Source organism: Butyrivibrio sp. ob235, from assembly GCF_900109475.1.
GTDB lineage: Bacteria > Bacillota > Clostridia > Lachnospirales > Lachnospiraceae > Butyrivibrio.
This window is the reverse complement of the sequence record NZ_FOBE01000017.1, coordinates 50,786-75,850: the sequence shown is the minus strand read 5'-3', so window position 1 is coordinate 75,850 and position 25,065 is coordinate 50,786. Positions and strand designations below refer to the sequence as shown.

Genomic DNA, 25,065 nt, shown 5'->3' with positions numbered 1-25,065 from the left:
TTTTTTGAAAATTTCATGCGCCGATAAGTAATAATATAGGAAAACTTCCAAGACAGATTTAATTCAAATATAATCGATTATACCCTTATTCTATGTATCACAACAGTCCCCAGTTATACTCAAAAAATATCACTGGAGAAGCGTATCTTCTCCAGTGACATATACATCAGATAATCACAATCCAAGCTTATTCTTTAATTCATTTGTTATATCATAAGCACTGTATTTCATAGGAATCTCGTATGTCTCATCCTTACTGTGCTGGCAGTCCCATACCTGTGCATAGAAAGGATTCTTTCTTGCAATTGCAGGATAGTTCCAGGACTTCTTAAGGCACTCAGGACACCAGTGACCCCCATGAAGGACTGCGTTTACTGACATCTTGAATTCATGGCCAAATGCACATTTCCAAGTAACGGGAGTATAGATGTCTTTTGGTTCTTCACCTTCGTAGCTTCCGCCTCTATACTCTGCAGCATTTTCAAGGTCAGCCTTATCAAGGTTTGCTATACCCTTCTTCTCGTCATATCCGTGATCAAGGAAGGTCTCCGTCTCATCTGGATGATGGAGCTCGTGATGTCTTTCCTTCTGCTTTTCTTCTTTAGAGCCGAAGAATGCATTGATCCAGTCTTCTTCGTTATTCTCATCCATCCAGATAGGCCCCATTGGTTTCCGCGCGATTTCCTCATTGTGAGCCTTAAGTGCTTCTGCTGTGGGCATCATGGCTGCGATCATGGGATTCTTCATCATCCTCTCTATCTCACCTCTCACACCTGCCCAGTACTGTGAACCCGGGATGCATCTGAAGTGAAGGTAGTTATCAAGAACATCAGAATCAGTATAGTAATGTCCATGGAAATTGAACCTTGCAAGGAGATTAGGATCAAATACATCCTTAAAATCTATTCCCATCGGTTTAAGGCTCATTTCACCCATTTCCCATGCCGCAAGTCTGTACTCTTTGCCACTGCTCAGGTTATAAGCTCTTCTCCAAAACTCTTCAGGGACCCATTCCTCACAGAGGTTAGCCATGCATATACCTGATTCGATAGATGTACTCCACTCAAGCACGTTGTTTGCAGGCTGATGGAAGATGATAGGCTCTTCGCCCGCGCCTTCTGCGCTGGGATGCTGTCCTGTCTGTCTGATCGATACCCAGTATTTAAGACCGCTGTCAAAAACCGCAGCTTCCGAGAACACCTTGGATACTGCATAGTAATCATGAATTGAAGGATTCATCGGGTCTCCCACTCTTCCAAAGTGTACAGGCTCAAGACGGCTTCCTGTCATGGCAACTGTGCCGACATATGCAAAGTGAACCTTGTCAGGATCAGGCTGCTCCTTGATTGCCTTTATGATATTCAGTGTCGATCCAATATTCGTATAAAGAGTCTTTTCAGGATACTTATCAGCTGCTGGTGATACCATGGCACCGATGTGAAGTACATAGTCTGCTCCATCAACGCACTTCTTTATGGTTTCATAATCAGCCATGTCGCCCCATACTACTTCAAGTGCAGGGTTTCTATACTTCTTAAGAAGCTCTCTGTTTTTGTCAGAAGGTCTTGCAAGAATCCTTACCTTGAAGCGGTTATTTCTTGAAAGAAGCTGCTTCATGGTCTCCTGACCCATGATTCCTGTAGCTCCAGTGATAAACACAAGCTTTTTAGGCTGTGTGGCATGGCGGTGCTCCTCAGGATCATCAAACCTGAGGGCTACGTCATAGCCTTCTCTGATTGCATTGAGCGCTCTTCTTGCCCCGGCAGCATCACCTACTTCATAGTAGCCTATGCCATTATCAAGGCAGCATTTCTCAAGTGCACTTCCGTCTCTTTTTTTAGCGCCAACAGCCATGACTGCATAGTCGCATTTATAGGACTTTTCTTCTCCATTAAGTTCACCTATAACAGCATTTCCATCTATTGCTTTGACCTTGATGCCGGTTACTATGTTGATGCCGTCCTTTGCAATCTGTTCTTCAACGCAGTATCTTCTTGCCATTCCCATATCTACACAGTACTGGTCAAGCATCTCCAGAACAGTTATCTTACAGCCTTTTTCCGCAAGATACTCTGCTGTCTCTATTCCTACAAGTCCTCCACCGATAATGACAACATCTCCTGTAGGAGTCTTGTATCCATCAAGAACCTCATGTGAATTCACAACATAAGGAAGGTCGTATCCCTTAATCGGGATAATGATGGGTTCAGCACCAATTGCGTTGATTACTGTGTGCGGTTTGATCTCACCGATCAGTTCCGGCGTAACTTCCGTATTCAGGCGGATGTCAACCCCAAGGCGCTTTGCTTTCTGTCCCATGGCGATTGCAGCAGCCTTCATCTCAGCTTTTCTGGGTGCCTGTCCTGCTGTGATGAACTGTCCTCCCAGTGTATCTGATTTCTCGCATAATATAGGATTGTGACCTCTCTTTTTCAGGATGATAGCCGCTTCAAGACCTGCAACACCAGCTCCTGCTATAAGAACTGTCTCAGACTTATCTGCCTTTGTGACCTGGCATTCAAGCTCTCTTCCTACGGCAGGGTTTCTCATACATGTTATATGCTCGCAGTTAGTGTCCGCGAAGCAGTCAAGACATCCCTGGTCGCATCCCACACAGTAATCGATGTCCTGAACATCTCCTGCCTTTGCTTTGTTGCAGAAATCGGGGTCAGCAAGCTGTGCTCTTCCCATAACAACCATATCGACCTTGTCTTCTTCAAGGATTCTCTCAGCAAGAACAGGAGTATTGATTCTTCCTACGCCGATAGTTAGCATACCTGTTTCTTTTCTGATTCTTGCGGCGTTGTCGATGTTGAATCCCTGAGGAAGATCGATAGGCGGAACCTCAAACTTCTGTGCAGGAGTAATGACATTTCCTCTTGATACATCAAGTACATCTACACCTTCTTTACCCGCGAGCTCGCAGAACTCTATTACCTCTTCAATCGTCAGGCCTCCTTCAAGGTAGTCGTCATGAGCATCTATTCTCATGAAAAGAGGCATATCTTCCGGCATATTTGCTCTGATAGCCTTAATGCACTCAAGAGGGAACTTTGCACGGTTTTCAAAGGATCCACCATACTCATCTGTTCTGTGGTTAATTCCACCTGAAAGAAATGAGTGAGGTAGATAGTTATGTGCACAGTGGAACTCAATGCAGTCAAATCCTGCTTCTACGGCCCTTTTAGCAGCTTTTCCGTAGCATTCAACAATATCTTTTATCTGACTGACTGTTATCCCGGGAAGAGTTATCGTCTCACTGACCGGCATATCAGATGCCATAAGTATCTGAGCTGTCTGATCCATTCCAACTGCGAGACTTCCCTGCCAAAGCTGAACACCGGCCTTTCCTCCTGCTTCATGAATTGCATCCGTAAGTTTCTTAAATCCGGGCACATACTTATCTTCACTGATTGAAAGAAAGTGCCTCGGTGCGCTGGGAGTGTGGACGCTGGCTACCTCAACAATGTTAAGCCCGCTCCCGCCCTTGGCCCTTGCTACATGGTACGCAATGAGTTTGTCTGTAACAAAGCTGTCATTCCCCGAAAACTTTGTTCCCATTGCCGGCATGATTATCCTGTTGTTCAGTTCCATGCCTTTGATCCTGATTGGTGTAAAAAGCTTTTCAAACATTTTCCTACCTCCGTTTATCTTGATTTTGCTTTAAACAAAAAAATCACATAATCCTGAATTATTCCTGCTTTTATGGAATAATTATAGAATTACGTGACTCTGATTTATTGTATATATGTGAATTTTGTTGTATATATGTGAATCATTCTAATTCATTATATACAAGTCCTATCTGCTCCCTGACAGTATCTAGGATATGCATGACAGTCATACTCTTTAGCAAAAGCTTCGCATTTGTCAGGATTTCTGGTATAGCAGGATACAATCTTATGTTTTCCGCTTGATAGAATCTCTTTTGCCACCTGATTCGCTAACGTGCCCGTGCCAATGAAACACCATCCGAACTTTTTCATATTTTCCTCCCATCTACACATTCCTCAAAAAAATGCTCTCCGGGTCCGGCTGTTAATTCTGTTCCCCCGGGGAGAATGATCTTAGCCTCGCAATTGGCGGGGATAACAACATTGTATACTACCTTACCATCCTTCTTTTCCCATTCACTCTCCACCTTACCAAAGACGCTGTTATATGAAGCCTTGGCAAATGTGAAACTTCCTCCGGGTCTTGGTGAGATTACAAAGCGGTTTTCACCATCAACATTTATTCCACACATGGACTTAAAGAGCCACTCGCAGACAGCACCTTTGGAGTAATGGTTCAAAGATCCGAGACCTGCTCCCTGAGTGTTGAATGGTCCTGACCAGTTCTCCCAGATGGTCGTAGCGCCATTTTTTGGCATGGAGAGCCATCCGGGAATCTCCTTGTTCTCTAGGAGCTTATAGGCTGAATCAATATCATACTCAGCAAGTACAAACAGGATCAGTGGTGATGACAAAAAGCCTGTTCCCAGTCTCCATCCATAATTCTCCAGAGCTTTGATCAGTCTCTTCCTTGCATATTCCTTTTGTTTATCATTAAGAAGACCAAGCGCCAGCGGTCTTACAAGCTGGGCCTGTCTGTCAGAATCCAGAGTGTACTTACCGCCGGAAACCAGCTCCTGATAAGCGTTCCTGCATCCTTCTGAATATGAGCGAAATTCCTCAGCGTCGCTGCCTTGCCCCAGTTCATCAGCAATTTCAGCCATAAGCCCAAGCACATAAGCAGTGTAAGCAGTTGACACTTCAGGATGTGGAGCTACAAAATCCTGCCACTTAAAGGCGCAGACATCCTCAGGCTCAGCCCATTCACCATAACTCTGGCCTGCATTTACCAGGTACTTCGCATTCTCTTCTGAAAGTTTTATCTTTTCTCCAAAAATCTTTGAGCTCTTTCCACATCTCTTTTCCATGAATCTGGCATACCTTGCCATGCGGTCATAGAACTCCCTGATCATGGACTCATCCCCAAACATCTTCCAGAATCTGTAGGGGATCAGAATTCCCACATCAGACCAACCAACGGATCCATTCATGGCGTTCATGTATTTGTCAACACCTCCTGCAGGTGCTATCTGGGGAAGCTTACCATTACCGGACTGCAGATCATATACATCATGCAAGTACTTATTTGAAAATGCAGCAAAGTCAAACATGTATGCTGCAGTCTCAAAGAAGATCTGTGCATCTCCTGTCCATCCATGTCTCTCACGGGTTGGACAGTCTGTAGGGATATCCAAATGATTACCTTTTGCTGACCACACCGTGGCTTCAAAAAGGTTATTCAAAAGTTCATCGGAACTCTCAAAAAATCCCGTCTGCTCCATATCCGAGTACACTGCGATAGCCGTAAAATCCTCAGCCTTAAACTCCGCTTCAGTCTCCACAAGGGCATACCTGAATCCAAAAACTGAAAAGGTTGTCTTATATTCATTAACTCCGTCTTTGCAGAAGTACTCCACCTGCTGCAAAGGCGTAGTATATCCGTTCTTTTTCTTAAGCTGGATGTTTTCCTGGGTGAACTCTCCATCCGAATCAAGCATTTCCCCGAACTTGAGAAGTACTCTCTGTCCTGCTTTCGCATTCAGGTTAAAAGAGATTATTCCGGCAATATTCTGTCCGAAATCAAGAACCTTCTTCCCAGCGGGCGTCGTAATAAGCGCAGGCTTAAAACGCTCATGCTCTGTAACCGGGACATTGTTTGAGGCAGTTGGAAGGACGCTGTACTTTGTGGCTTTGGCCTTTCCTCTAAACAGCGGAACCCTGAAAGCCTCCACCACTTCTCCATCCTTGTTGTCTGCAAAACGAATCGTACCGTCGTTGCACCAGTCCCAGCTATCATCTGTTACGATCACGTTCTTTACACCATTTGTATAGGTCAACTCAAGCTGTGCCAGAATCTTGGTCCTTATGCCGTACTGGTTCTTAAGTCCCCAGGCCCCACAGCTTCCGCGATACCAGCCATCTGCCAGCTGCAAAGTAATCTCGTTTTTGCCGGTCTTTAAAAGCCCCGTCACGTCTACGGTCTGATACTGAACACGCCTTCTGTAATCAGTATGTCCCGGAGCCATGTAGAAATTCCCGGCCTTTTCACCGCCGATCCTTGCTTCATAGGTTCCGCAGGCAGTAATATAGAGCCTTGCTTTTTCAACGGGTCTTTCAACCTTAAACTCTTTTCTGAACAGATCCACCGGATATCGCTCATTCCTGTTGACCTTATAATCCCCGGTAATCCATTTAGCTTCCCAGGATGATATTCCCATCTCAAAAAAGCTCTCGCTCCACTCTCCCGCAACGCCGTTTTCATCAAAGAGCCTGATCTTCCAATTAACCCTCTCCCTGTCTGCAAGCTCTTTTGGATAAACCGCGTGCATAGAAGATGTTTCAACCTTCCCGCTGTCCCAGTTATCAGTGACGATCTGATAGGCGCTCTGCTTAACGCCGCCCTCACAGTTCCACATAAGTCTTGGGTGCTGTACATCAATCCCCAGAGGATTAACAAGATATTCTGTTCGTAGTCTGATTGCCTTCATTTTCTTATATCTCCATCAAAAGCCGCGCCCTGGTTATTTGCTTTTTCCTGCACATTAAGAGCTGCTATTACAGCTTCATACATAGGCTTTGCTTCAGGAGCCTGAACCAGCATCTCCGTAAGAGTCATGCCCATTGCATATCCGATCATGGGATTATCCAGCATTCCCGGTGCGAACTGTTCAAACATGTCCTTTGCAAGCTGATTCTGTAATATCTCGCCAAGAGTGCTCTCCATGCTGTATCTCTCCACAGTCAGATCCGTATCAGTAGCATAGTCGAACTCATAGGTTCCGGAACCAAGCACCTTAGTCTCAGTCTGCTCAGGAAGGGTCAACTCAGCCGTAGTATTAACCGGAACAACAACCTTAACCTTTATCCTTCTATCTTTGCAGCTCACATGACTCTCTATGGTTCCGTACATGGTTTCAAAAGACCTGTCGAAAGAATAAATGCCCTTCACCAGCATCGGCTTTACCCTGAATCTCTTGTATCCGGGCTCAAGCTGCTCGATTCCGCTTATCTTCCTAAACATCCAGTCTGCGATCGAACCATAGGCATAGTGATTAAGAGAGTTCATTCCGGACACATCAAAGTCACCCTCCGGTGTGATGGAATTCCATCTCTCCCAAATCGTTGTTGCCCCCTTATTTACGGCATAGAGCCATGAAGGATAGTCCTCACGCATGAAAAGAACTGTTGCCAGATCATGAGCGCCGTTCTCGGAAAGTACATGGCAAAGGTATGGAGTTCCTACAAAACCTGTCACCAGGTGATTCTTGTGTGCAGCTATATTTTCAACCAAAGCATCAAGGATTCGCTTTCTGTCCTTTTCTCTTGCCAGGCCGAAGAAAAGAGATATCACTGCCCCGGTCTGTGTCTCACTTACGATACGTCCTGTCGAGGTATAATACTCACTCCTGAAGGCTTCAAGGGTCTTTTCATAAAGCTTAGAGTAGCTCTTTTCGGCATCGGAATGTCCGAGAACTTTGGCTGTCTTTCTCACAATATCGGTCACATACAGATAGTAAGCATTTGCTATAAGATACTTGTCTGTCGCACCGGTCCTGTCAGCCATCTCCTCCTTATCCAGCGCAAGCCAGTCACCGTACTGAAAGCCGGTCTGCCAAAGGCCGTTATCGCCGCAGTGATTCCTTATATGATCAACCCATTCATGCATGCACTGCCAGGAATCTGAAAGAATCCTTGTATCGCCATAGGTCTGATAAACAGCCCATGGAATGATAACAGCTGCATCCGACCAGGCTGACGAACTGTAGGAGCCCAGTATATCCGGAACCACATGAGGCACACCCTTTTCAAGAGATGACTCGGCACCAATATCCTTCATCCATTTGCTGTAGAACCTGGCTGTGTTTCTGATCTCTGAAGCAGTCCAGCAAAAAACCTGGGCATCTCCCATCCAGCCGAGCCTTTCGTCCCTCTGAGGGCAATCTGTCGGAACATCAAGGAAGTTATCCCTAAAGCTCCAGGTCACATTGCTATAGAGCTGATTGACCTTCTTATTTGAGCACTCAAAATCTCCGATCTCTTCCATATCAGAGTGGATCACCAGAGCTGTGAACATGTCCTCTGTGAGATCCTCAATGCCTTCGATCTTCGCATACCTGAAGCCATGGAAAGTGAATTTAGGTGAAAGAACCTGCCTCTCTCCATTAAGCACAAACGCATCTATGGACACGGCTTTTCGCAAAGTTTCAGGATAAAAGACTCCGTTCTTATCCAGGGTCTCAGCATGCTTAACTGTTACCTTCTGCCCTTTTTTCCCCTTTATATTAAGCTCAACAACACCTGTAAGGTTTTGCCCGAAATCCACAAGCTTATTGCCTTCGGGATCTGTAAATATCTTTACGGGTTTAAGCCTCTTTGTTACCCTGACAGGCTCATTTTCCTGGGCAACAAGGGTCTTTGGATCGAACTCGGTTACTGATACCTTACCCTCTGCAAAATCAGCTTTTGTGGTATCTACCGACTCTCCCATATAGATCTCACTTGATAGAATCTGCCCTTCTCTTACGCCCCAGTTCTCATCAGTAAAGATTTTGTCACAGCTTCCATCCTCATAGAAAACGTGAATCTCAGCAAAAGCAGCAACCCTGTCACCATAATTATTTGGCTTTAGAGTGAATCCAAGGATGCCCTTATACCATCCGTTTCCAACTGTGATCTCAACGAAGTTTCTTTTATCAATAAGCTCAGTAATATCATAGATCTGATACTGAAGCCTGTTCTTGTAGCTGGTCCACCCGGGAGCCATTCTCAGGTCTCCTGCAGTCTTTCCGTTTACGCTCATCTCATAAACGCCGTAGCTTGTGACGTAGGCAACAGCTCTTTTAACCTTTTTCCTGGTAGCAAAAGAACTGTAGAACACAGGACAGCTCTTGTTATCCTCTGCAAAATCGTGGGTGATCATGCGCGCCTGAAAGCTTGCAGGATCAAATATACCTGTAACGAAACTGCCTTCTATCTCACTTTTTTCATCATGATTGTCGCAGGCTTCCACATGAACACCGTATGCCGTCTCATCTAAAAGCGCATCTCCCGCATACTCCACATGTATTGACGCATCTGACTCTATCACCTTGCTGTCCCAGACAGTGTTTCCGCTATCAGATTCAGTGACAACAATGCGATAGTTCTTCTGCATGGTATCGGTCCTGCCGGACTTAAGTTTCCAGGAAAACCTTGGATTTTTTACTGAAAGTCCGAAAGGAGCTTTGTCATATTCTATTCTAAGGTCATATAAATTCATTTGATTATTCCTCTCACTTGGGAAGTCAGGCCAGTTTCGCAGCCATCTTTATAACTCTGGAGGCGTTTATCTCAAGCTGCTTTCTGTCAAGAGTTCCGGCTTTAAGCGCATTTAAAACATTCTCATAGTCCTTCTTGCCACCGGGCATAAACAGGTCACCACCGGCCTTTGCCACTTCATTTGACAATGAGTTTCTGTAGATGGAGTTCTTGCTGTCCATCATGCTCATCACCCAGTCGGTCATAACGATGCCTTCAAAGCCAAACTCACAGCGGAGCACATCCTCGATAAGGCCTCTGTGCTCAGCAGTATGGGTTCCGTTCAAAAGGTTATAGCTGGTCATCAGCGCGTGAGGCTGTGAAAGCCTTACACAGATTCCAAAACCGCGAAGATATATCTCTCGCATAGCTCTCTCACTCACATGGGAGTTGTTGCAGTAACGGTTAGTCTCAGCGTTGTTGGCTGCGTAATGCTTGATGGTTGTGCCACAGCCCTTGTGCCTTTGAACTCCTCTGGTGATGGCCGCTGCCATAAGTCCCGATACAAGCGGATCCTCTGAATAGTACTCAAAGTTCCTTCCGCAAAGGATGCTCCTGTGGATGTTGAGCGCAGGAGCAAGCCACAGATTGATTCCCATACGCTCCATCTCATCTCCGACAATATCGCCAAGGCTCTCAGCAAACTCCACATTGAAGCTCTGTGCGATGGCGGTGCCGATGGGTATCCTGGTTGCAGCGTGTTCCTTTATAATTACTCCCTTTGGGGTTTTGTTTCCGCCGGTTAAAAGATTTGCTATGAATCTGGCCACCGGGCCCATGGCTTCCTGCATGCTCTCGGGGATCATCCCTGCTCCGCCTACACCGTGAGCACCCTTTTCATCCTCGTAGTACTCAAGGGAAAGCCTGAGTCCCGCAGGTCCGTCGGCCATGATAAGTGGCTTTATGCCTTTGTTTTCAAGCCAAGAAGTAGTCTCACCTGCTGCTCCTGCCACATGAGTTGCAGCATTCCCGATTATTGAAAGGCCCTTGGCATTTGGGTCAAATCCACCGATTTCCAAATAACACAGTTCCTCATCCGAAAGTTCTTTTACCTTATCATCAATCTCATATTCCCTGTCAAAAGAAACTTCGCCGCAGGAGAAGTCTTTTGCATCAATAAGGATTCTCTTAGCCTTAGCAGGAACATTCCCCCTGTCAAAGGAAGGCGCTGTAATATCTTTAAATCCAGGATCGCCAAGGCAATTCTTTGTCTTAAGAACAGTAACTTTCTCATCAAGGCCGGCCACACATATGACCTCCGTATTTGCGCTGCTGTTTCCGACTCTTACGATATATTCACCCTTTTCAAGAATGTATGAGGCGCTCTTCTCGTCATAAGAAGAAAGGTCTTTAAGGTCAAAAGAAATCACAATCTCTTCCTCTTTACCCGGTGCAAGGAGACCTGTTTTTGCAAAGCCTGCCAGTTCCTGATATGCCTTGGGAAGTTCCCCTTCTGGGAGTGTCACATAGGCCTGAACAACCTCTTTTCCTGCGGCAGATCCTGTATTCTTTACAACAGCTTTGAGGGTGACTACGCTTCCTTTCGCCTCTGCGTCCTTAAAGCTGATATCAAAGTCTGTATAAGAAAGTCCAAAGCCAAACGGGAAAAGAGCCTTATGCCCAAAGGTATCAAAATACCTGTATCCCACGTAAATGCCTTCTTTGTATTCATTGTCATTGAAATCGCCAAATGTGCCCTCAGCTGAGTACTCCTCAAAAGCTGCCCAGGTTGTGGAGAGCTTCCCTGAAGGATTCTGTTTGCCTGTAAGAATGTCGGAGAGCACTTTTCCCATGTCAGAGCAAAGCTGTGACAAAATGAGAATGTTTCCAACTTCCATAACCGGTGTTAGATCCACCGGTCCTCCAACATTAAGAACCAGCATGAATCTGTCATATTTCTTATTTAAAGCAATGATGTCCCTCACTTCTGATCTTGTGAGTTTTACATCGCCTTCTACGACCTTCCTGTCGCTCCCCTCTCCGGAATTTCTTGAAAGAACATAGATGCACACATCACCGCCTTCAGCATCAAGAGCCAGTCCGTGGCAGGGCTCCAAAAGCTCTTTTCCCATTAGATACATGATGGGGTTTTCATGCTTCTTTTTGGCTTCCTTCTTAAGAGTCTTATAGTATTCTTTCTTGGCGGTTTTCCTCACCTCGTCATACTCATCAAGCCACTTCTTTGTGGTGATCTCAAAGCCCTCTTTTTCCAAACCTTTTTCAATCGTATATGAAAATCTGGTGTTGACTTCTCCTGACCCGGTGCCACCCATGATCGTATAGCGCATACCTGAGCCGTAGGCTGCTATTTTGCAAGGCTTCTCTAAGGGAAATTTCCCGTTCTTTTTAAGAAGCACAGTGCACTCGGCTGCGTTATCCAGTACCAGATTTAAATGATCAGTTTCATACTGCTGCATATTTACACCTCTTCCATAAATGGTTTTTGAGGCGGAATTTCACCGCCTCAAATTTCCGTATCACTTATTAGCTTTTCTTTTTGCAATCTCTTCTCTCATTGAGGGAAGCTTAGCCTCAAGATCAAAGTAAAGAGTAAGAATGAACATTACCACAAACAGTAAAAGTGGAATGTAGATACCAAAGGTAAATACTGCCTGTCTTACTGCAGGTGTAGCAACCTCTGCAAGGCCGTCGTAGCTTGCAACTGCTAGGCACCAGCCTACAAGTGACGCCCCGAGACCGGAACCGACTTTTCCACCAAATCCACTTGCTGCATTACTTGTACCAACCATCTTCTTACCGAATTTATACTCATTGTAATCGATTGTCATGGCAGTCATAACACCCATAAGGCACATCATAGGGATGTTAGCAAATGTTGCAAAGCATCCAAGGATTGTGTTGTACCAGAAGGCTGATGGATTTATGATACGAAGTGCTGTAGTAACCATGCCGATAAAGAATGAAACCTTAAGCGTTCTGGTTACGCCAAGCTTCTTGATCATAGGACCAACAGCGATAAATCCGATCAGTGTAGGCAAAAGACCAACTGCACCGAGAATACCGGTCAGGTTGTCGTCGCCGTAGATAAGCTTGCAATAATAAACCCCTGAAGATCCGCTTATACCATAAGAGATATTTGACATAACACCCATGATAAGGATCATTACCCAGTACTTATTGTGGAAAAGGTTTCCTAAAGCTTCCTTAAACGGAACCGGCTCTTCATCATCCTGCTGATCTGCAGGAAGTGCTTCTTTTCCGGTCTCAACAGCGCACTCTCTTGCCTTCTTGTAACAGATAAGAAGTGCAAGAACTACCATCAGTCCAAAGCCAACCCCAAACTTGATCCAGGCTGCCTGATCACCGCCAAGCATGTTAGTGATAGGAATGATTCCGATAGCAATTACCATTCCTGAAACATAGCCGGCTGCTGCACGCCAGATTCCCATGTTGCCTCGCTCTTCCTGGCTGTTTGTCCTCACAACCAGAAGCGAACCGTATGGAATAGCGATTGCTGTATAGATAACTGCAGTTAAAAGGATGTTCGTAACGAACATATAAGCTATCTTAACATAATCCGAAACACCCTGTGGCACCGTAAAGAGCATGATTAGTATTACCAAAGCCGGAATAGCCATCTTTAAAAGCCATGGTCTGTATTTCTCTTTTCCGGGCTTAGTATGGTCAACAATGTTTCCCATGATCACATCTGTGAACGCGTCAATGATCTTACAGATAAAGAACACTGTTGCAACAGCTCCCGCAGCCACCGCAGCCTTATCTGTGTAGAAGTATGTCAGCTGTCCGACAAGACCTGACATTGAATTAAGGGCGAACTGTCCCAAAGAGTCCGCAAAATAATCTCCCTTTCTCATTACTTTCTGGACACCGGATTTATCGAGTCCAAGTGGTTTCTTTGCCATTTCTTTGTATCCTCCTCTAAATATCACACACAGTGCATCTCTTTCTTTATTGACATTGTAGTGTATCTGAAGATAATATTATTGCATGCACGTGAATTTATTTGTAATTAGGTGAATTATAATGGCTGGAAAAAGAAAAATCGAAGACTTCCTAAATCTTCTATACAACGCGGCATATATTCCTGTCCACTACTTCAGGAAAGACGAGCTTATTATGGCATTCCCTGCAAATGAGCTGCCGGTGGACTTTATCTCTGCATATAAGGGGCTTCTTACAGAAAGTAACGAGAATGTCAGTTTCAGATCCACAGAAGACTTTCTCTTTTTAGGAATAATACAGAACTTTAACACCGGTGAAACCATAATCGTAGGACCTGTAAGCAATGTCACAATAACCTCTGACATCATCGATCACATGATAAAAGAGTACTCTCTGCCTGTGGAATACAAGCTGGGAATAGAGGAGTTCTATCGCAAGACTCCTCTGTTTTCAAACTCTCAGTTTTTCAATATCCTTGCCCTGATCAACAGGGAACTGAATGGCGAGACCATAGACATTATCTCCAAGTTCAACGTATTTGATCAGGGAAAAGAGAAAGCTATCGGGCGAAAGCATACAAGAGAACTTGTGGATATCAAGGAAAATGAGCGTTTCCACAATACGTATCTCTTTGAGAAGGAATACTACGGATACATTCAGCGAGGTGACGTGGAAGGCCTCAAAGCATTCTTCAAAAATGCGCCAAGGATGACTGAGGGAAAAGTGGCGGGTGACTCACTGCGCCAGGCCAAGAACATCTTTATCAGCTCCATCGCCATCATCACCAGAAAAGCTGTTGAAGGCGGACTGGATGTGGAAACAGCGTATCTTCTCTCCGACTCCTATATCCAGGAGGTGGAAAAGATGACGGACTCTGCGGCCATCACATTCCTTAATGCCACGGCAGCTATGGACTTTACCAAGAGAGTTTCGGAAGCAAAGATTCCTTCCGGAATGTCCATTGATATCTACAGGGCCATCGAATATATCTCCAATCACGTCAATCAGGACATCTCTGTAGAAGAGATTGCTGATCACCTTGGCATGGAGCGAAGCACCCTCTCCAAGAAATTCAAGAGAGAATTGGGCTTTAACATCAGCTCTTTTATCATGAGAAAAAAACTGGAGGAAGCCAGAAGCCTCCTCCACTACTCTGATCGCTCCATAAGTGAGATCAGTGAATATCTGTGTTTTTCTTCCCAGAGTTATTTCCAGAATGTTTTTAAAAAGAAATATGGGATGACACCCAAGGAGTATAGAAAGAGCATATCCTAAGCAGTCACCTTACTGACCTGACTCTTAGCAACATGATTCTGCAGCTTTTCTTAAAAGGATCTCCTCCTGCTCCTTATGTATATCTCTTTCAACGTTCAGGCCGACAAGGAGCAGTACACAGATTATTCCTGTTATGGCCTCAAGACCCACAAAGAAAAATGTAATCACATTCTGGGTCGCAGCATTCTGAATAACAGAAGTAGTCATTCCCGTAACAGCATCAAAGGAAGGCGCCACATATCCTGTAGTGCTCAGGCCCAAGTTAAAGACTCCTGTAGCAATCCCGGCTGAAATCGTAGTGATGATAGAATATACCGACATAGCCATTCCATCACATCTAAAGCCATTCTTCCACTCAAGGTGATCAAGCACATCAGCAAAAAGAGCCATAAAAACATAAGCTGAAGGCAGTGCGCCAATATTCTTTATGAACTGTCCTCCAAGAACGATCGGAAGGCTCTTTGGCGCTATAAAACAGATAATACTTCCTATTGAGAGAAGGATGAATCCTAAAACCGTCGTATTTTTTTTTCCAAACTTATTTGCAATCGGCCAGACGGCAAACAGCCCTATTCCCATCGGAAGCCCGCCTACGACCGAAACCAACGTCTGTGTATAGCCATCATTGTAGGTTCCCAGAACATTGTTGCAATAATAGACAAGCGAAGTGTTCTTAAGCTGCGCTGCTATAAGATTAATCGTAAAATATGCAAAGATCAGAATACTGTACTTGTCCGAAAAGATGGCTTTCAGCTGCTTTTTGCTGCCCACTGCCACTTTCTTTGTATTCCCCGAATCCTCCAGCGTAATGCGTTCCCTGGTAAAGTAATACTCCAGAATAATGAGCGGGAAAGCCAGAATTGATAAGGCTGAAATGGTAATAAGCCAGAGCTTTTGATTTACTCCTATCACGGGCAGAATAACCGCCGGGAAAAAGAGCGCTCCCAGGACTCCCGTCATCATGGTTGAAGCCACGTTATTCAGCACAGAAAGGCTCCCCCTCTGTTTAATATTTCGCGTTGACAGGGGAACCATCAGACTGTGACTCATATTAAAAAGATTAAATGCCAGACCGTAATATAGGTTAAATGTAAAGATCACCCATGCTATCTGAATGGTCTGATTACTGCTTGGAACTATGCATAGCAGTACTCCGCTTATCAGTATCAATGGCGCCGACAAAAGAAGCCATGGTCTCGCCTTGCCTTCCTTTGTCCGGGTTCTGTCTATGGCCCTTCCGATAAACAGATTTATAAATGCACTCAGCACCCTTGATATGATCGGAAAAACTGCCAGGAAAATACCTCCCAAGACAGTTGTCAGCTTCAGAACATCCGTGTAAAAGACATTCAAATAGGTTGCCAGAATGCCGTTTAAAAGTAGCGCACCTGAAGGAGCCAGCAGATATCCCAGTATCCGCTCGCTTCCTGTAGTATCTTCACTCTTTATCCTGGAGGATAAAAGAGGCTTTTCAAAAATCCTGTTAATCCTTGTAACCACCCGTTCTTCTCCCAATTTGTTATTGTATTCCAGCAGAAATTACTTTCCCCTCATACCTCCAACTCGCTTACTGTCTTTGGATACTCGCGGATCTCGTCCTCATCATGAAGAGGATTCCAAACCTGAGCAAAGAACTTGTCCTTCCTAGCTCTCAGTCCATAGTTCCAGGACTTTCTCTCGCACTCGTCGCACCAGTGTCCGCCCTCAAGGATCAGTCTTGGGCTTCCTTTGAAGTGATGCCCGAACTGGCAGGTAAACTCAAGAGGAGTCTTCCAATCTCCGGTCTTCATTTCTGTAGAGTCGCAGGTACCGCCCCTGAACTTTGCAGCACCTTTCATATCTTCCAGCGTCAGCTCTGATTCAGGCTTACTCTCATCATAGCCATGGTCGATGTGGACCACCTTATCCCAGTCGGTAAACTCTTCCATCTCACTGACCTTTTCAGGAAGTGCTTCCCAGGCCTTTTTGCTTCCCCAGTAAGCATCGATGTGATCTTCCATATTGTTATCAAGCCAGTGCTTGGTGCCATGCTCTGTATCGAGGAGTTCCTTGAAGGTACCTTTGATGATGGTGCCCATGAGCTTTTGTCCGCCAGGGAACTTGGTGATGATCTTTCCTGCAGTCTTTGCTCCGCCAAGTTCCTTAAGATATGCGTCATAGAAGTATTGCATGGAGTCACTTCTGAAGTGTAAATAATTCTCGAGCTTACCTGAATCCAGATAATACTGACCGTGAAAGTTTCTTGTGGCATACATCTTGGGATCAATTACCGGGTCAAGGCTCTTAAATCCCAACTCCCCATACATAGCTTTGTACATATCAAGTGTGCTGACACGACAGCTCTCTCCGCCACCGATGTTATAGATGTGTCCCCAGAAGCTTTCATCAAGACTTCCATCAGCATCAAAGGCTGCAAGATTTCTCATTGCTCTTCCACTGTCTCTGTCTGAAGCATATTCAAGTACGTTATAAATGCAGTTGTGGAACTGGATGGCGTCTCTGATCTTTGCCATGGCAGGTCCCATGATACCTGTCTGACGAAGAGATACCCAATACTTAAGCCCGCTCTCGATAACATGGCGCTCTGCTGCAATCTTAGATACCGCATAATAGTCAAACACGCTGGGCTTTATTGGGTCTCCGACTCTTCCCCAGTGAATAGGTGGCATGCGGTCTCCTGTTTCTGCTACTGTTCCGATATAAACAAACTTATAGGTATCTTTCTTACCACATTTTTTAATAGCCTCTGTAAGGTTCACTACCGATCCATAATTTGTCTTCATGGCTTTGTCAGGATGGTAATCTGCCTGAGGTGAAACCAATGCTGCTATATGAAGAACCATGTCCGACATTTCAACGCACTTTTCCACATCGTCTTTATTAAGCAGATCCCCATATACTATTGTTAGTCCCTTTGTTCCCTTATAAGGGTCAAAAAAGTCATGATTTTTTTCTGTATTCCTGTCAAAAACTATAAGGTCATATTTTTTTCCTATATCCGGGAGCATCTGCTTAAAGCTCTCAGAGCCCATTCCTCCGCCTGCTCCTGTCATAAAAACCACAGGTCTTTTCTTATTTTTCATTTCATTACTCATGATCTATACCTCTTTTCTCAAATCCAGAATGATCCATTAACCCCGTCCCGGGGGTTCTTATTTCCTCTTCACTATCCGGTGCTTGTTTCCGTTTCTCTTTAAGGGTATAATATAGACATCGTGTATTGTTTACAACTTACAATATTTTTACATACGTAGTGTTTAATACATATTTAGTCCAAAATGTACAGTTTAGAATATTCCAAAAGTCCCATGTACCGTTAAAAATCTAAACTTTTCATAAAGTGAGGAGGACATATATGGCAACAAAAAACAACAGACGTATCCTAGTTACCAAGAGGATCCTCAGGGAATCCCTTATGGAATTGATGCAGGAAAAGCCAATTTCAAAGATCACTATCAAGGAAATATGTGATCTTTCCGAGATGAGTCGCTCAACCTTTTACCTTCACTATCAGGATCAGTTTGAGCTTCTTTCTGATGTAGAAAACGAAGTTATGGAAAACACTTTGAAGGCTTTGGAAAACCTTAGTGGAAGCTTCAACACCACTGAATCTATTGAAGCTTTCCTTGAATATGTAAAAGAAAATAAAGAAACCTTCGGAATCCTGCTGTGCCAGCCGGATACCGAAGATTTTCAGAAAACTATAATCGAAACAATTGCAAATAATGTAAAAGCTGCAGTGCCTGAAATCCTGGATAACAAAAATGCAGACTACCTCTTCACTTTCGTTATGTACGGAAGCCTTAATGTACTGCGTGTCTGGATACAAAGTGGTTTTGACACCCCCACCAGGGACCTGGCAGAGCTGATATACCAGTCATGCAATAATGTTGCCAAATAATCATACAATTTACTCAACAAACTGAAATATTAGAAGTTAAAAATTAACAACAATATCTGAGATAGCAACCAAAGTAGCCTCTCCACTTATTTTTATTCTTCCGTTCTCAAGCAGTTTGCAGTATAGATGACCACCTCTTTTTGATGCCTGATATGCATGAATCTCTGATTTTCCCAGTTCTTTTGACCAGTAATCTGCTATCTGACAATGTGCAGAACCGCACACGGGATCTTCAGGAACCAAAAGTTTAGGAAAGAAGCTACGTGATACACAGTCTGTATCTGTTCCCTTTGCAGTAACATCCTGCCCACGGCCGGGTAACTCAGCAAGTTTACTCTGATTCGGCTGCATGTTTCGGATCTGCTCCTCAGATTCAAAAATGCATACAAGATCAGGTCCCAATATTGCCTTAACGGGTCTCACTCCAAAAGCACTTTCCATATCATCTGTCACTGGTATCTCCTGCTGCTCATATGTGGGAAAGTCCATCTCATAGAGTTTACCTTTTCTAGCAATTGTTAGTTTTCCGCTGAGAGTATTAAATTCTATTACATCCTTATTCTGCTCAAAGTAGTTAAATATCACAAAAGAGGAGGCCAGGGTTGCATGACCGCATAGTTCAACCTCAGATCCCGGAGTAAACCATCTGAGGTGATAGCCCTCTTCCTCCTTGACTATAAATGCTGTCTCGCTCAGATTATTCTCCATCGCGAGCTTCATCATGAAATCTTCTTCCGACCATTTATCCATTACACAAACTGCCGCCGGATTCCCGGAAAAAGGTTTGTTTGTAAAAGCATCAACAATATATTGTTTCATTGCTTACCTCACTCGTTTTTTAAACTCATATTCGCCGGTTTTATCTACTCTCAGCTTCTCAAGCATTGCCACGACACTGAGATACCCGCCGCATTTACCGTCAATGCTTCTCGGAGCTGGTACAATCTTTTTTGCCTCTTCAGGTGTCACACCTAGTTTTTCAGCAAACGCCATAGCAAGCGAGGCTGAACAGTTATTTCCGTTACGGTGATTCTCTCTGGCTATCTTTTCCATTTCATTCATATATATCCCGTCACTTTCTCTTTTCAAAAACGATTTCAGTATCACATGATAGGTCATCTCTGTAAGTATATCCAAGCCGGTCAAACTTCTTTATCTCATTAGGATCTTCGATTTGGTTTTCAGCCATGTATTTCACCATCTCTCCTCTGGCCATCTTGGCATATGTCCCCTTTGTCACAAGCTTCCCATTTACCATCTCGCCAAATGTGATGGTGATGTAACAGTCATCCGGTTTCAGGTATTTTTCAATGCACTTTGAATACTCCTTCGATGCAAGATTTATTATAACACCGGTACCATCACTTACTTCATCATAGAGCCTGGATCCCCACAGATCATATAAATCCTTATGTCCATTAATTGATGCCTTAGCCTGCATCTCAAGCCTGTATGGCGTAACTCCGTCCATAGGTTTCAGCACACCATAAAAACCAGAAAGAATGCGAAGATGCTCCTGCACATAATCATAGCTTCTGTCTTCAAACACCGCAGGAGCCATATATTGAAATGCAATCCCTTCATATGAAAATATGGCAGGTGTCAGTCTGTTACGGATATCCATCTCTTTAATGCGTTTGTAATTCTGCTCAGCAATTGTATCATTGCAGCCCCACAGTTTCTGTAATTCAGAATGCGCCTTCTTACGGAGCCACTCAAGTATTTCCTCTGTCTGATCAAGGAATACCGGGACCCCCTGGCACTCAAGTTTATCCGTATCCACATTCATCTTCTTTGCAGGTGATAAAATAATTCTCATCACAGTTCTCCATGCATCTTTTCAGAATCATCGTCTGCTTTTGATTTATACTTTGCATCACATAGCTGGTATATATGCGGCTATAACTGCTATCACTAAAGCTGGCAGCATATTAGCTACTCTTACCTTTTTACCCCAAACAAGGTTAACACCAACACAGAAGATCAGAATACTTCCGATAAGCGACAGATACGAAACAGCCATATCTGTCATAATAGGTGATACCAGTCTGGCAAGCAGAGTTATTGATCCCTCAAGCAAAAATACCGGTATTACTGAAAAAGCACAGCCTTTTCCCATAGAAGCTGTCATGATTGCAACAATTATAAAATCTAAGACAGCTTTTACAGCAAGTGTCGAATAGTCTCCGTTGATTCCATCCTGTATTGAACCTACAATAGCCATCGCTCCTATACATACCGTAAGCGATGCAGTCACAAACGCATTTACAAATTCCGAATCCTTGCCATTACCACTTTTTATCTTAAGCCATTCTCCAAAACGCTCAAAAGCTCTTTCTATTCCGATCAGTTCTCCTATAACCGTTCCAATAGCAAGACTTAGAACCACAAGCATGGATCTGCCACCCACGAGTGCATTGTTCTCAACTTTCATCATACCCTCCATAGCACCTGAAATTGCTATGAAAAGTGTACTTATACCACATACCTTGCAAAGCGCATCCTGTTGATCTTCTTTAAATAGCTTCCCGGTTATATTCCCAAGGAAGCCAGCAACGATTATAGCAGCACTGTTTATTATTGTCCCCAACATTATCATGTTCTTATATTTCCTTTTTTCATTTTTCTCCTGATATTTTATGAATTATTATACTCATGAAAAAGGCAGGACACAATTCAAAGGAAACTGCATCCTGCCGCTTGTTATTATTATCTATTAGATGCATCTAACTTCTCTTCCGATGCCTTTTTCCTATCGATCATTGCTCCGATCATCATACCTACAAGCATTCCAAAACATATTTTGAGGAGGTATCTCGTAAGATGCATACTCTTATGTGTCTTAATAACAATTTGCAGCTCTTATCAGATGGATTGGCCCTAAGTGAAAATGATCAGGCCAGCAATGCTCTTATGTTCGCTGCAGAAACAATGGAGAGAGAGCTTAGGGAGCTCAGTGAATACCTTGAATTCATCGAATCAGATTTTTCAAATAATAAAGGTGAATCTACTAACGTCGTAAAAGAATAAAAAGTATAGTGTTAAGAGAGAAAAAGCTGCCACAATTCTAGTGTGTCAGCTTTTTCATAACTATCCTCTTTTCTCTATTGCCATCGAGTTCTTTTCTAAAGGCCTCATCTTTGCGGCACGTCACATGATCATATCCTCATCCATTGTTTCCAACAAAAAACTTACCGGTCTGAATCCATCGTTACAGGAAATCATTGCTGACTTTGGGTTCTTCATCCATCCGTCATAGAAATTCTCACCACCATGAGCCAGTGTCATTACAAACGGCGACACGGTTTCCCATGCACTCTCACAGAAACCCTCCGGTCTTTCCCATCCATTGCATATGAAGCTCTGTTCAAGCCTCATGCTACACGCATGTTCTATCGGATTTTCATACTGTTCCATCAGATCAGAATACTGAGCAATCTTTTTTACTGTGATCCTTACTTTCTTCATCATGCCTCCGTTACATCACCATAATCAGCGTGCCTGCTCCAATCAGCACACATCCTATAAGAGACTTCGTTGTAAACTCCTCATGCAGGAAAACAAATGCCAACACAAGCGTAATGACAACGCTCAATTTGTCTATAGGAACAACCTTTGATGCCTCTCCCATCTGCAAAGCTTTGTAATAACATAGCCATGATGCTCCTGTAGCCAGTCCCGAAAGGATAAGAAATATCCAGCTCTTTCTGCTTATGGTATTGATGCCACCCTGAGCATTGGTGACAAAAACCATAACCCAGGCCATTACCACCACAACGCATGTCCTTATTGCTGTTGCAAGATTCGAATTAACTCCATCTATACCCACCTTTGCCAGGATAGATGTCAACGCAGCAAACACTGCTGAAAGAATTGCAAATAACAGCCACATATCTTCAATCCTCACTCCCTGTATTTATCCAGTCCATCATTTCCTTATTTCGTTCCAACAGGTTATAGATTCCGTCCTCTGACAAAACACCACGCTTCAGTCTCTTAGGAAAAGTCCCTTTCTCATCCATGGCGAAATCGTCCTTCCACTGCTGGCTTGTATAGTATTCCTCAAGTCTTTTGATATCGGACTGGAGTTCCTTATACTCTTCTATTTTCGCTTCCAAAACATCAAGCCTTGCCGTCGCTTTATCAAGGAGAGCTTCCATCTGATATATATGCTGTGGTATGTTTTCACTGGCAAGCCTTCTTTTGAATTTATTCTTACTCCCGTTGTACTTTTTCTCCACCTCGTAATCAGGTACCCATATCTGAGCCTCATCTATCTTATCCAAAACAAGTGACAGTGCTTCTTCATTGCTGATACCTTCATTTACCTGCTTCTTGTAAGCCTGATACATCCACTCCGCTATCTTTGATTTCTGTTTATTCTTAAGCTGGCCATAGCTCTTGTTCATCTGAAGGAGCTTTCCATTTACCATTTTGTGTTTACTCATATGTCCGTTCCCATCTCATCGCATCTTATCTTATGAAATATTATACTCGCATTCCGGCACCACAAGCACCTATTTTAGGCAGATCAAGGTTTCACCGAATATTCACACTTTCCCCACAGAATTTTAGTTTGGCTTAAGTAATATTAGTTATCATAAAAACATCAAGAGGAACACAAAACCTCTTGGAACCCCTCATAAGAACACTTTTCTTCATAAAACACAAGCTGCCAGAAACATGACAATCTGGCAGCTAACCCTCAAAAACTCAGCTGCAGAAATGCAGCTTTTATATATTAATCACATAGGGCTTACGATCACCGTATTCTTACTCATCTTCTTCCTGCCACTTTTCCTCATCAAGCACCGACAGAAGAGACGTTGCAAGCGAATCCCCTTTTTCTCTTAACTCTGTCAGGACGCCCTGCTGTTCCTCTATTATTGACATGGCCTCCTGCTTTCTATCAAGGTTCATGTAACACAGTGCAAGCATAATCCTGTACATAATCTTCCTTCTCGGATCCAGGACAATTTTGTCGCCAATATTTTCAAACTCCGAAAGAGCAGCCTGATATTTCTGCTTGCAGACATAGGCTCTTCCCCTGTTCAGATGCAGTATCTGCTTAAGGATTGCCGATTTGGGATTTCCAATCATATCCGTGAGCTCTGCCATGTACATGTCTGGATCCTTCTCCAAAAGCGGATTCAGTGACTCTATCTTTTTCAGAAGTCCCATAGCCCAGACAACATTTATAATTGTAGTTATTATCAGAACAGCTACTCCATATATCAGATAAACCAATATTGATGTAGCCTTATTATCAAATTCCAGGTCACAAAATGCAGCTGCCATTATCGATACGACAAATATTGTCACCAAGCCTACAACTCTTATTTTTTTCTTCTGTTTTTGTACAGCCTTACCATACCCATTCTGAATCTCAATCGCAGATCCATCTGACATTTTTTAATTCCTCCCAACAACATCAGTAATAATTGTAGCCCCCGTAAATCATAACAAGCTTTACTTTACCATCTCCTGATATATGTCTTTTTTTGATTGGCACATTGTTGGCTCATTGTTACTAAGGATGACTAAAGAAAGAATAAGGGAGTATTTATCAAGATTTCAGGATTTAATGGAATCTAAATAGACAGTTGATGTACCAATTATGACAGAAATGGACTTTCATAAGACAGTTATGGAATTCAAGTAGTCAGTCTGAAATTATATGCCGCACCTTGGCATTTCTTCAAAATCATGTATAATTTGCAAGGAAGAACAAAAGATTGCAAAAGGACGTAATTATGCCTATTTCAAATAAAGCTAACAACAAAGAAGGCTTCTTACCCTATAGCCTGATCGCAATGGATATGGATGGCACCCTTCTTACATCGGATAAAAAGATTCTCCCTGAGACGCTTGATGATCTTTCATTGGTAGCTGATAAAGGAGTACATCTCTCTTACGCAACCGGCAGAGCGCTTGTTGAAATGAAGGAGTACTTTGAGATAACTCCCATGATCCGCTATGCCATCTGCTACAGTGGCGCAATAATATATGACTGCATGGCCAAGAAGGTCATTTACAGAAAAGAAGTACCTTCTTCCTGCTTTGAAAGAATAATTGAAGTCGCAGATAAATACGACGGAATGCTCACTTTCCTCACAGAAAATGAATCCATTGTATCTTCAGCTGATATCAACCACATGGACGATTTCCATATGGGAGTTTACCAGCCAATGTACCTTAAAGTAACCAGGCAGGTTGATGACATGGCTGCTGAAAGTCGAAAGCACGATTCCATCACCAAGATAAACATATACTTCAGAAATCAGGAAGACCGTCACCGCGGTTATGAGGAATTAATAAACCTCCCCCTTACATTTGCACTTGCAGAAGAAACAAGCCTTGAAATGAATGCTGAGGGAGTATCAAAAGGTACCGCCCTTAAGACTCTGTCTTCTCTCCTGGATATCTCCATAGAAGAAACAATGGCTATCGGAGATGCCGACAATGACCGCGATATGTTAAGCACCGCAGGAATTTCTGTCGTCATGATGAATGCACGCAGTGATATAAAGAAGCTTGCAAACTATATTACAAAGGACAGCGACCATAACGGTGTTGGCTTTGCTATCAGAGACTATTTTGATCTTTAATTGGAGA

Annotated in this window: 20 protein-coding genes; 4 read left to right on the top strand and 16 right to left on the bottom strand. The window is 43.6% G+C overall.

Annotated features, from left to right (window positions below; all coding sequences use genetic code 11):
* Nucleotides 1–174 precede the first annotated feature (174 nt).
* From baiCD to BMW61_RS12680, 6 genes are all read right to left on the bottom strand, one after another.
* Entirely contained in the window at nucleotides 175–3,633 is a 3,459-nt protein-coding gene (baiCD, locus tag BMW61_RS12705) for a bile acid Fe-S flavoenzyme BaiCD (protein ID WP_091822524.1), read from the bottom strand.
* Nucleotides 3,634–3,788: 155 nt separating this feature from the next.
* Nucleotides 3,789–3,986, bottom strand: a complete 198-nt coding sequence (locus BMW61_RS12700) for an NAD(P)-binding domain-containing protein (protein ID WP_175475189.1) — start codon at nucleotides 3,984–3,986, stop codon at nucleotides 3,789–3,791.
* Complete coding sequence (locus BMW61_RS12695; protein ID WP_091822518.1) at nucleotides 3,983–6,541, bottom strand: family 78 glycoside hydrolase catalytic domain; 2,559 nt, start codon at nucleotides 6,539–6,541, stop codon at nucleotides 3,983–3,985. Before BMW61_RS12695 ends, BMW61_RS12700 begins: the two co-directional genes overlap by 4 nt.
* Nucleotides 6,538–9,312 carry an alpha-L-rhamnosidase gene (locus BMW61_RS12690; protein WP_091822514.1) on the bottom strand — a complete coding sequence of 925 codons (2,775 nt, stop codon included), beginning with the start codon at nucleotides 9,310–9,312 and terminating at the stop codon, nucleotides 6,538–6,540. Before BMW61_RS12690 ends, BMW61_RS12695 begins: the two co-directional genes overlap by 4 nt.
* Nucleotides 9,313–9,337: 25 nt before the next feature.
* Entirely contained in the window at nucleotides 9,338–11,767 is a 2,430-nt protein-coding gene (locus BMW61_RS12685) for a glycoside hydrolase family 3 protein (protein WP_091822512.1), read from the bottom strand.
* Nucleotides 11,768–11,827: 60 nt separating this feature from the next.
* Entirely contained in the window at nucleotides 11,828–13,234 is a 1,407-nt protein-coding gene (locus tag BMW61_RS12680; protein ID WP_091822509.1) for an MFS transporter, read from the bottom strand.
* Between the two features lie 121 nt (nucleotides 13,235–13,355).
* On the opposite strand from BMW61_RS12680, the gene BMW61_RS12675 reads away from it, so the two are divergent.
* Nucleotides 13,356–14,549, top strand: coding sequence for a helix-turn-helix domain-containing protein (locus tag BMW61_RS12675; protein WP_091822506.1), 1,194 nt, complete (start codon nucleotides 13,356–13,358; stop codon nucleotides 14,547–14,549).
* A gap of 24 nt (nucleotides 14,550–14,573) precedes the next feature.
* On the opposite strand, the gene BMW61_RS12670 is transcribed toward BMW61_RS12675, so the two are convergent.
* Entirely contained in the window at nucleotides 14,574–16,049 is a 1,476-nt protein-coding gene (locus BMW61_RS12670; RefSeq protein WP_242876736.1) for an MFS transporter, read from the bottom strand.
* Between the two features lie 50 nt (nucleotides 16,050–16,099).
* Nucleotides 16,100–17,644, bottom strand: coding sequence for an NAD-dependent epimerase/dehydratase family protein (locus tag BMW61_RS12665; RefSeq protein WP_242876735.1), 1,545 nt, complete (start codon nucleotides 17,642–17,644; stop codon nucleotides 16,100–16,102).
* A 260-nt stretch (nucleotides 17,645–17,904) separates the two neighbouring features.
* On the opposite strand from BMW61_RS12665, the gene BMW61_RS12660 reads away from it, so the two are divergent.
* Entirely contained in the window at nucleotides 17,905–18,450 is a 546-nt protein-coding gene (locus tag BMW61_RS12660) for a TetR/AcrR family transcriptional regulator (protein ID WP_091822503.1), read from the top strand.
* Nucleotides 18,451–18,486: 36 nt separating this feature from the next.
* Here the strand turns inward: BMW61_RS12660 and BMW61_RS12655 are convergent, their stop codons facing one another.
* The 4 genes from BMW61_RS12655 to BMW61_RS12640 are packed head-to-tail and all read right to left on the bottom strand — an operon-like array spanning nucleotide 18,487 to nucleotide 21,049.
* On the bottom strand, nucleotides 18,487–19,269 hold the full coding sequence (locus tag BMW61_RS12655; protein ID WP_091822500.1) for a PhzF family phenazine biosynthesis protein: 783 nt from the start codon (nucleotides 19,267–19,269) through the stop codon (nucleotides 18,487–18,489).
* A gap of 3 nt (nucleotides 19,270–19,272) precedes the next feature.
* Nucleotides 19,273–19,512 (bottom strand): hypothetical protein, encoded by a 240-nt coding sequence (locus tag BMW61_RS12650; RefSeq protein WP_091822497.1) that lies wholly within the window; start codon nucleotides 19,510–19,512, stop codon nucleotides 19,273–19,275.
* 10 nt (nucleotides 19,513–19,522) lie between these two features.
* Nucleotides 19,523–20,269, bottom strand: coding sequence for a peroxide stress protein YaaA (yaaA, locus tag BMW61_RS12645; RefSeq protein ID WP_091822495.1), 747 nt, complete (start codon nucleotides 20,267–20,269; stop codon nucleotides 19,523–19,525).
* Between the two features lie 57 nt (nucleotides 20,270–20,326).
* Entirely contained in the window at nucleotides 20,327–21,049 is a 723-nt protein-coding gene (locus BMW61_RS12640; protein WP_091822492.1) for a DUF554 domain-containing protein, read from the bottom strand.
* Between the two features lie 224 nt (nucleotides 21,050–21,273).
* On the opposite strand from BMW61_RS12640, the gene BMW61_RS12635 reads away from it, so the two are divergent.
* A complete protein-coding gene (locus tag BMW61_RS12635) occupies nucleotides 21,274–21,480 on the top strand; it encodes a hypothetical protein (RefSeq protein WP_091822491.1) in 207 nt (68 codons plus the stop codon).
* Nucleotides 21,481–21,600: 120 nt separating this feature from the next.
* Here BMW61_RS12635 and BMW61_RS12630 read toward each other — a convergent pair whose 3' ends face one another.
* The 4 genes from BMW61_RS12630 to BMW61_RS12615 all read right to left on the bottom strand — a co-directional run bounded on the left by BMW61_RS12630 (nucleotide 21,601) and on the right by BMW61_RS12615 (nucleotide 23,859).
* Nucleotides 21,601–21,921: a TIGR04076 family protein gene (locus BMW61_RS12630; protein WP_330387423.1), complete on the bottom strand. Its 321-nt coding sequence runs from the start codon at nucleotides 21,919–21,921 to the stop codon at nucleotides 21,601–21,603.
* Between the two features lie 7 nt (nucleotides 21,922–21,928).
* Nucleotides 21,929–22,342, bottom strand: coding sequence for an EamA family transporter (locus tag BMW61_RS12625; protein WP_091822486.1), 414 nt, complete (start codon nucleotides 22,340–22,342; stop codon nucleotides 21,929–21,931).
* Nucleotides 22,343–22,346: 4 nt separating this feature from the next.
* Nucleotides 22,347–22,898, bottom strand: a complete 552-nt coding sequence (locus BMW61_RS22525; protein WP_242876734.1) for a DUF4298 domain-containing protein — start codon at nucleotides 22,896–22,898, stop codon at nucleotides 22,347–22,349.
* A 325-nt stretch (nucleotides 22,899–23,223) separates the two neighbouring features.
* Nucleotides 23,224–23,859, bottom strand: a complete 636-nt coding sequence (locus BMW61_RS12615; protein WP_091822483.1) for a tetratricopeptide repeat protein — start codon at nucleotides 23,857–23,859, stop codon at nucleotides 23,224–23,226.
* Nucleotides 23,860–24,203: 344 nt separating this feature from the next.
* On the opposite strand from BMW61_RS12615, the gene BMW61_RS12610 reads away from it, so the two are divergent.
* Nucleotides 24,204–25,058, top strand: a complete 855-nt coding sequence (locus BMW61_RS12610; protein WP_091822480.1) for a Cof-type HAD-IIB family hydrolase — start codon at nucleotides 24,204–24,206, stop codon at nucleotides 25,056–25,058.
* Nucleotides 25,059–25,065: the final 7 nt, after the last annotated feature.

What these genes read in the sequence shown, in the direction of transcription:
- baiCD (WP_091822524.1), bottom strand. Translation starts at nt 3,633, where the DNA reads ATGTTTGAAAAGCTTTTTACACCAATCAGGATCAAAGGCATGGAACTG.
- BMW61_RS12700 (WP_175475189.1), bottom strand. Translation starts at nt 3,986, where the DNA reads ATGAAAAAGTTCGGATGGTGTTTCATTGGCACGGGCACGTTAGCGAAT.
- BMW61_RS12695 (WP_091822518.1), bottom strand. Translation starts at nt 6,541, where the DNA reads ATGAAGGCAATCAGACTACGAACAGAATATCTTGTTAATCCTCTGGGG.
- BMW61_RS12690 (WP_091822514.1), bottom strand. Translation starts at nt 9,312, where the DNA reads ATGAATTTATATGACCTTAGAATAGAATATGACAAAGCTCCTTTCGGA.
- BMW61_RS12685 (WP_091822512.1), bottom strand. Translation starts at nt 11,767, where the DNA reads ATGCAGCAGTATGAAACTGATCATTTAAATCTGGTACTGGATAACGCA.
- BMW61_RS12680 (WP_091822509.1), bottom strand. Translation starts at nt 13,234, where the DNA reads ATGGCAAAGAAACCACTTGGACTCGATAAATCCGGTGTCCAGAAAGTA.
- BMW61_RS12675 (WP_091822506.1), top strand. Translation starts at nt 13,356, where the DNA reads ATGGCTGGAAAAAGAAAAATCGAAGACTTCCTAAATCTTCTATACAAC.
- BMW61_RS12665 (WP_242876735.1), bottom strand. Translation starts at nt 17,644, where the DNA reads ATGAGTAATGAAATGAAAAATAAGAAAAGACCTGTGGTTTTTATGACA.
- BMW61_RS12660 (WP_091822503.1), top strand. Translation starts at nt 17,905, where the DNA reads ATGGCAACAAAAAACAACAGACGTATCCTAGTTACCAAGAGGATCCTC.
- BMW61_RS12655 (WP_091822500.1), bottom strand. Translation starts at nt 19,269, where the DNA reads ATGAAACAATATATTGTTGATGCTTTTACAAACAAACCTTTTTCCGGG.
- BMW61_RS12650 (WP_091822497.1), bottom strand. Translation starts at nt 19,512, where the DNA reads ATGAATGAAATGGAAAAGATAGCCAGAGAGAATCACCGTAACGGAAAT.
- yaaA (WP_091822495.1), bottom strand. Translation starts at nt 20,269, where the DNA reads ATGAGAATTATTTTATCACCTGCAAAGAAGATGAATGTGGATACGGAT.
- BMW61_RS12640 (WP_091822492.1), bottom strand. Translation starts at nt 21,049, where the DNA reads ATGATAATGTTGGGGACAATAATAAACAGTGCTGCTATAATCGTTGCT.
- BMW61_RS12635 (WP_091822491.1), top strand. Translation starts at nt 21,274, where the DNA reads ATGCATACTCTTATGTGTCTTAATAACAATTTGCAGCTCTTATCAGAT.
- BMW61_RS12630 (WP_330387423.1), bottom strand. Translation starts at nt 21,921, where the DNA reads ATGATGAAGAAAGTAAGGATCACAGTAAAAAAGATTGCTCAGTATTCT.
- BMW61_RS12625 (WP_091822486.1), bottom strand. Translation starts at nt 22,342, where the DNA reads ATGTGGCTGTTATTTGCAATTCTTTCAGCAGTGTTTGCTGCGTTGACA.
- BMW61_RS22525 (WP_242876734.1), bottom strand. Translation starts at nt 22,898, where the DNA reads ATGAGTAAACACAAAATGGTAAATGGAAAGCTCCTTCAGATGAACAAG.
- BMW61_RS12615 (WP_091822483.1), bottom strand. Translation starts at nt 23,859, where the DNA reads ATGTCAGATGGATCTGCGATTGAGATTCAGAATGGGTATGGTAAGGCT.
- BMW61_RS12610 (WP_091822480.1), top strand. Translation starts at nt 24,204, where the DNA reads ATGCCTATTTCAAATAAAGCTAACAACAAAGAAGGCTTCTTACCCTAT.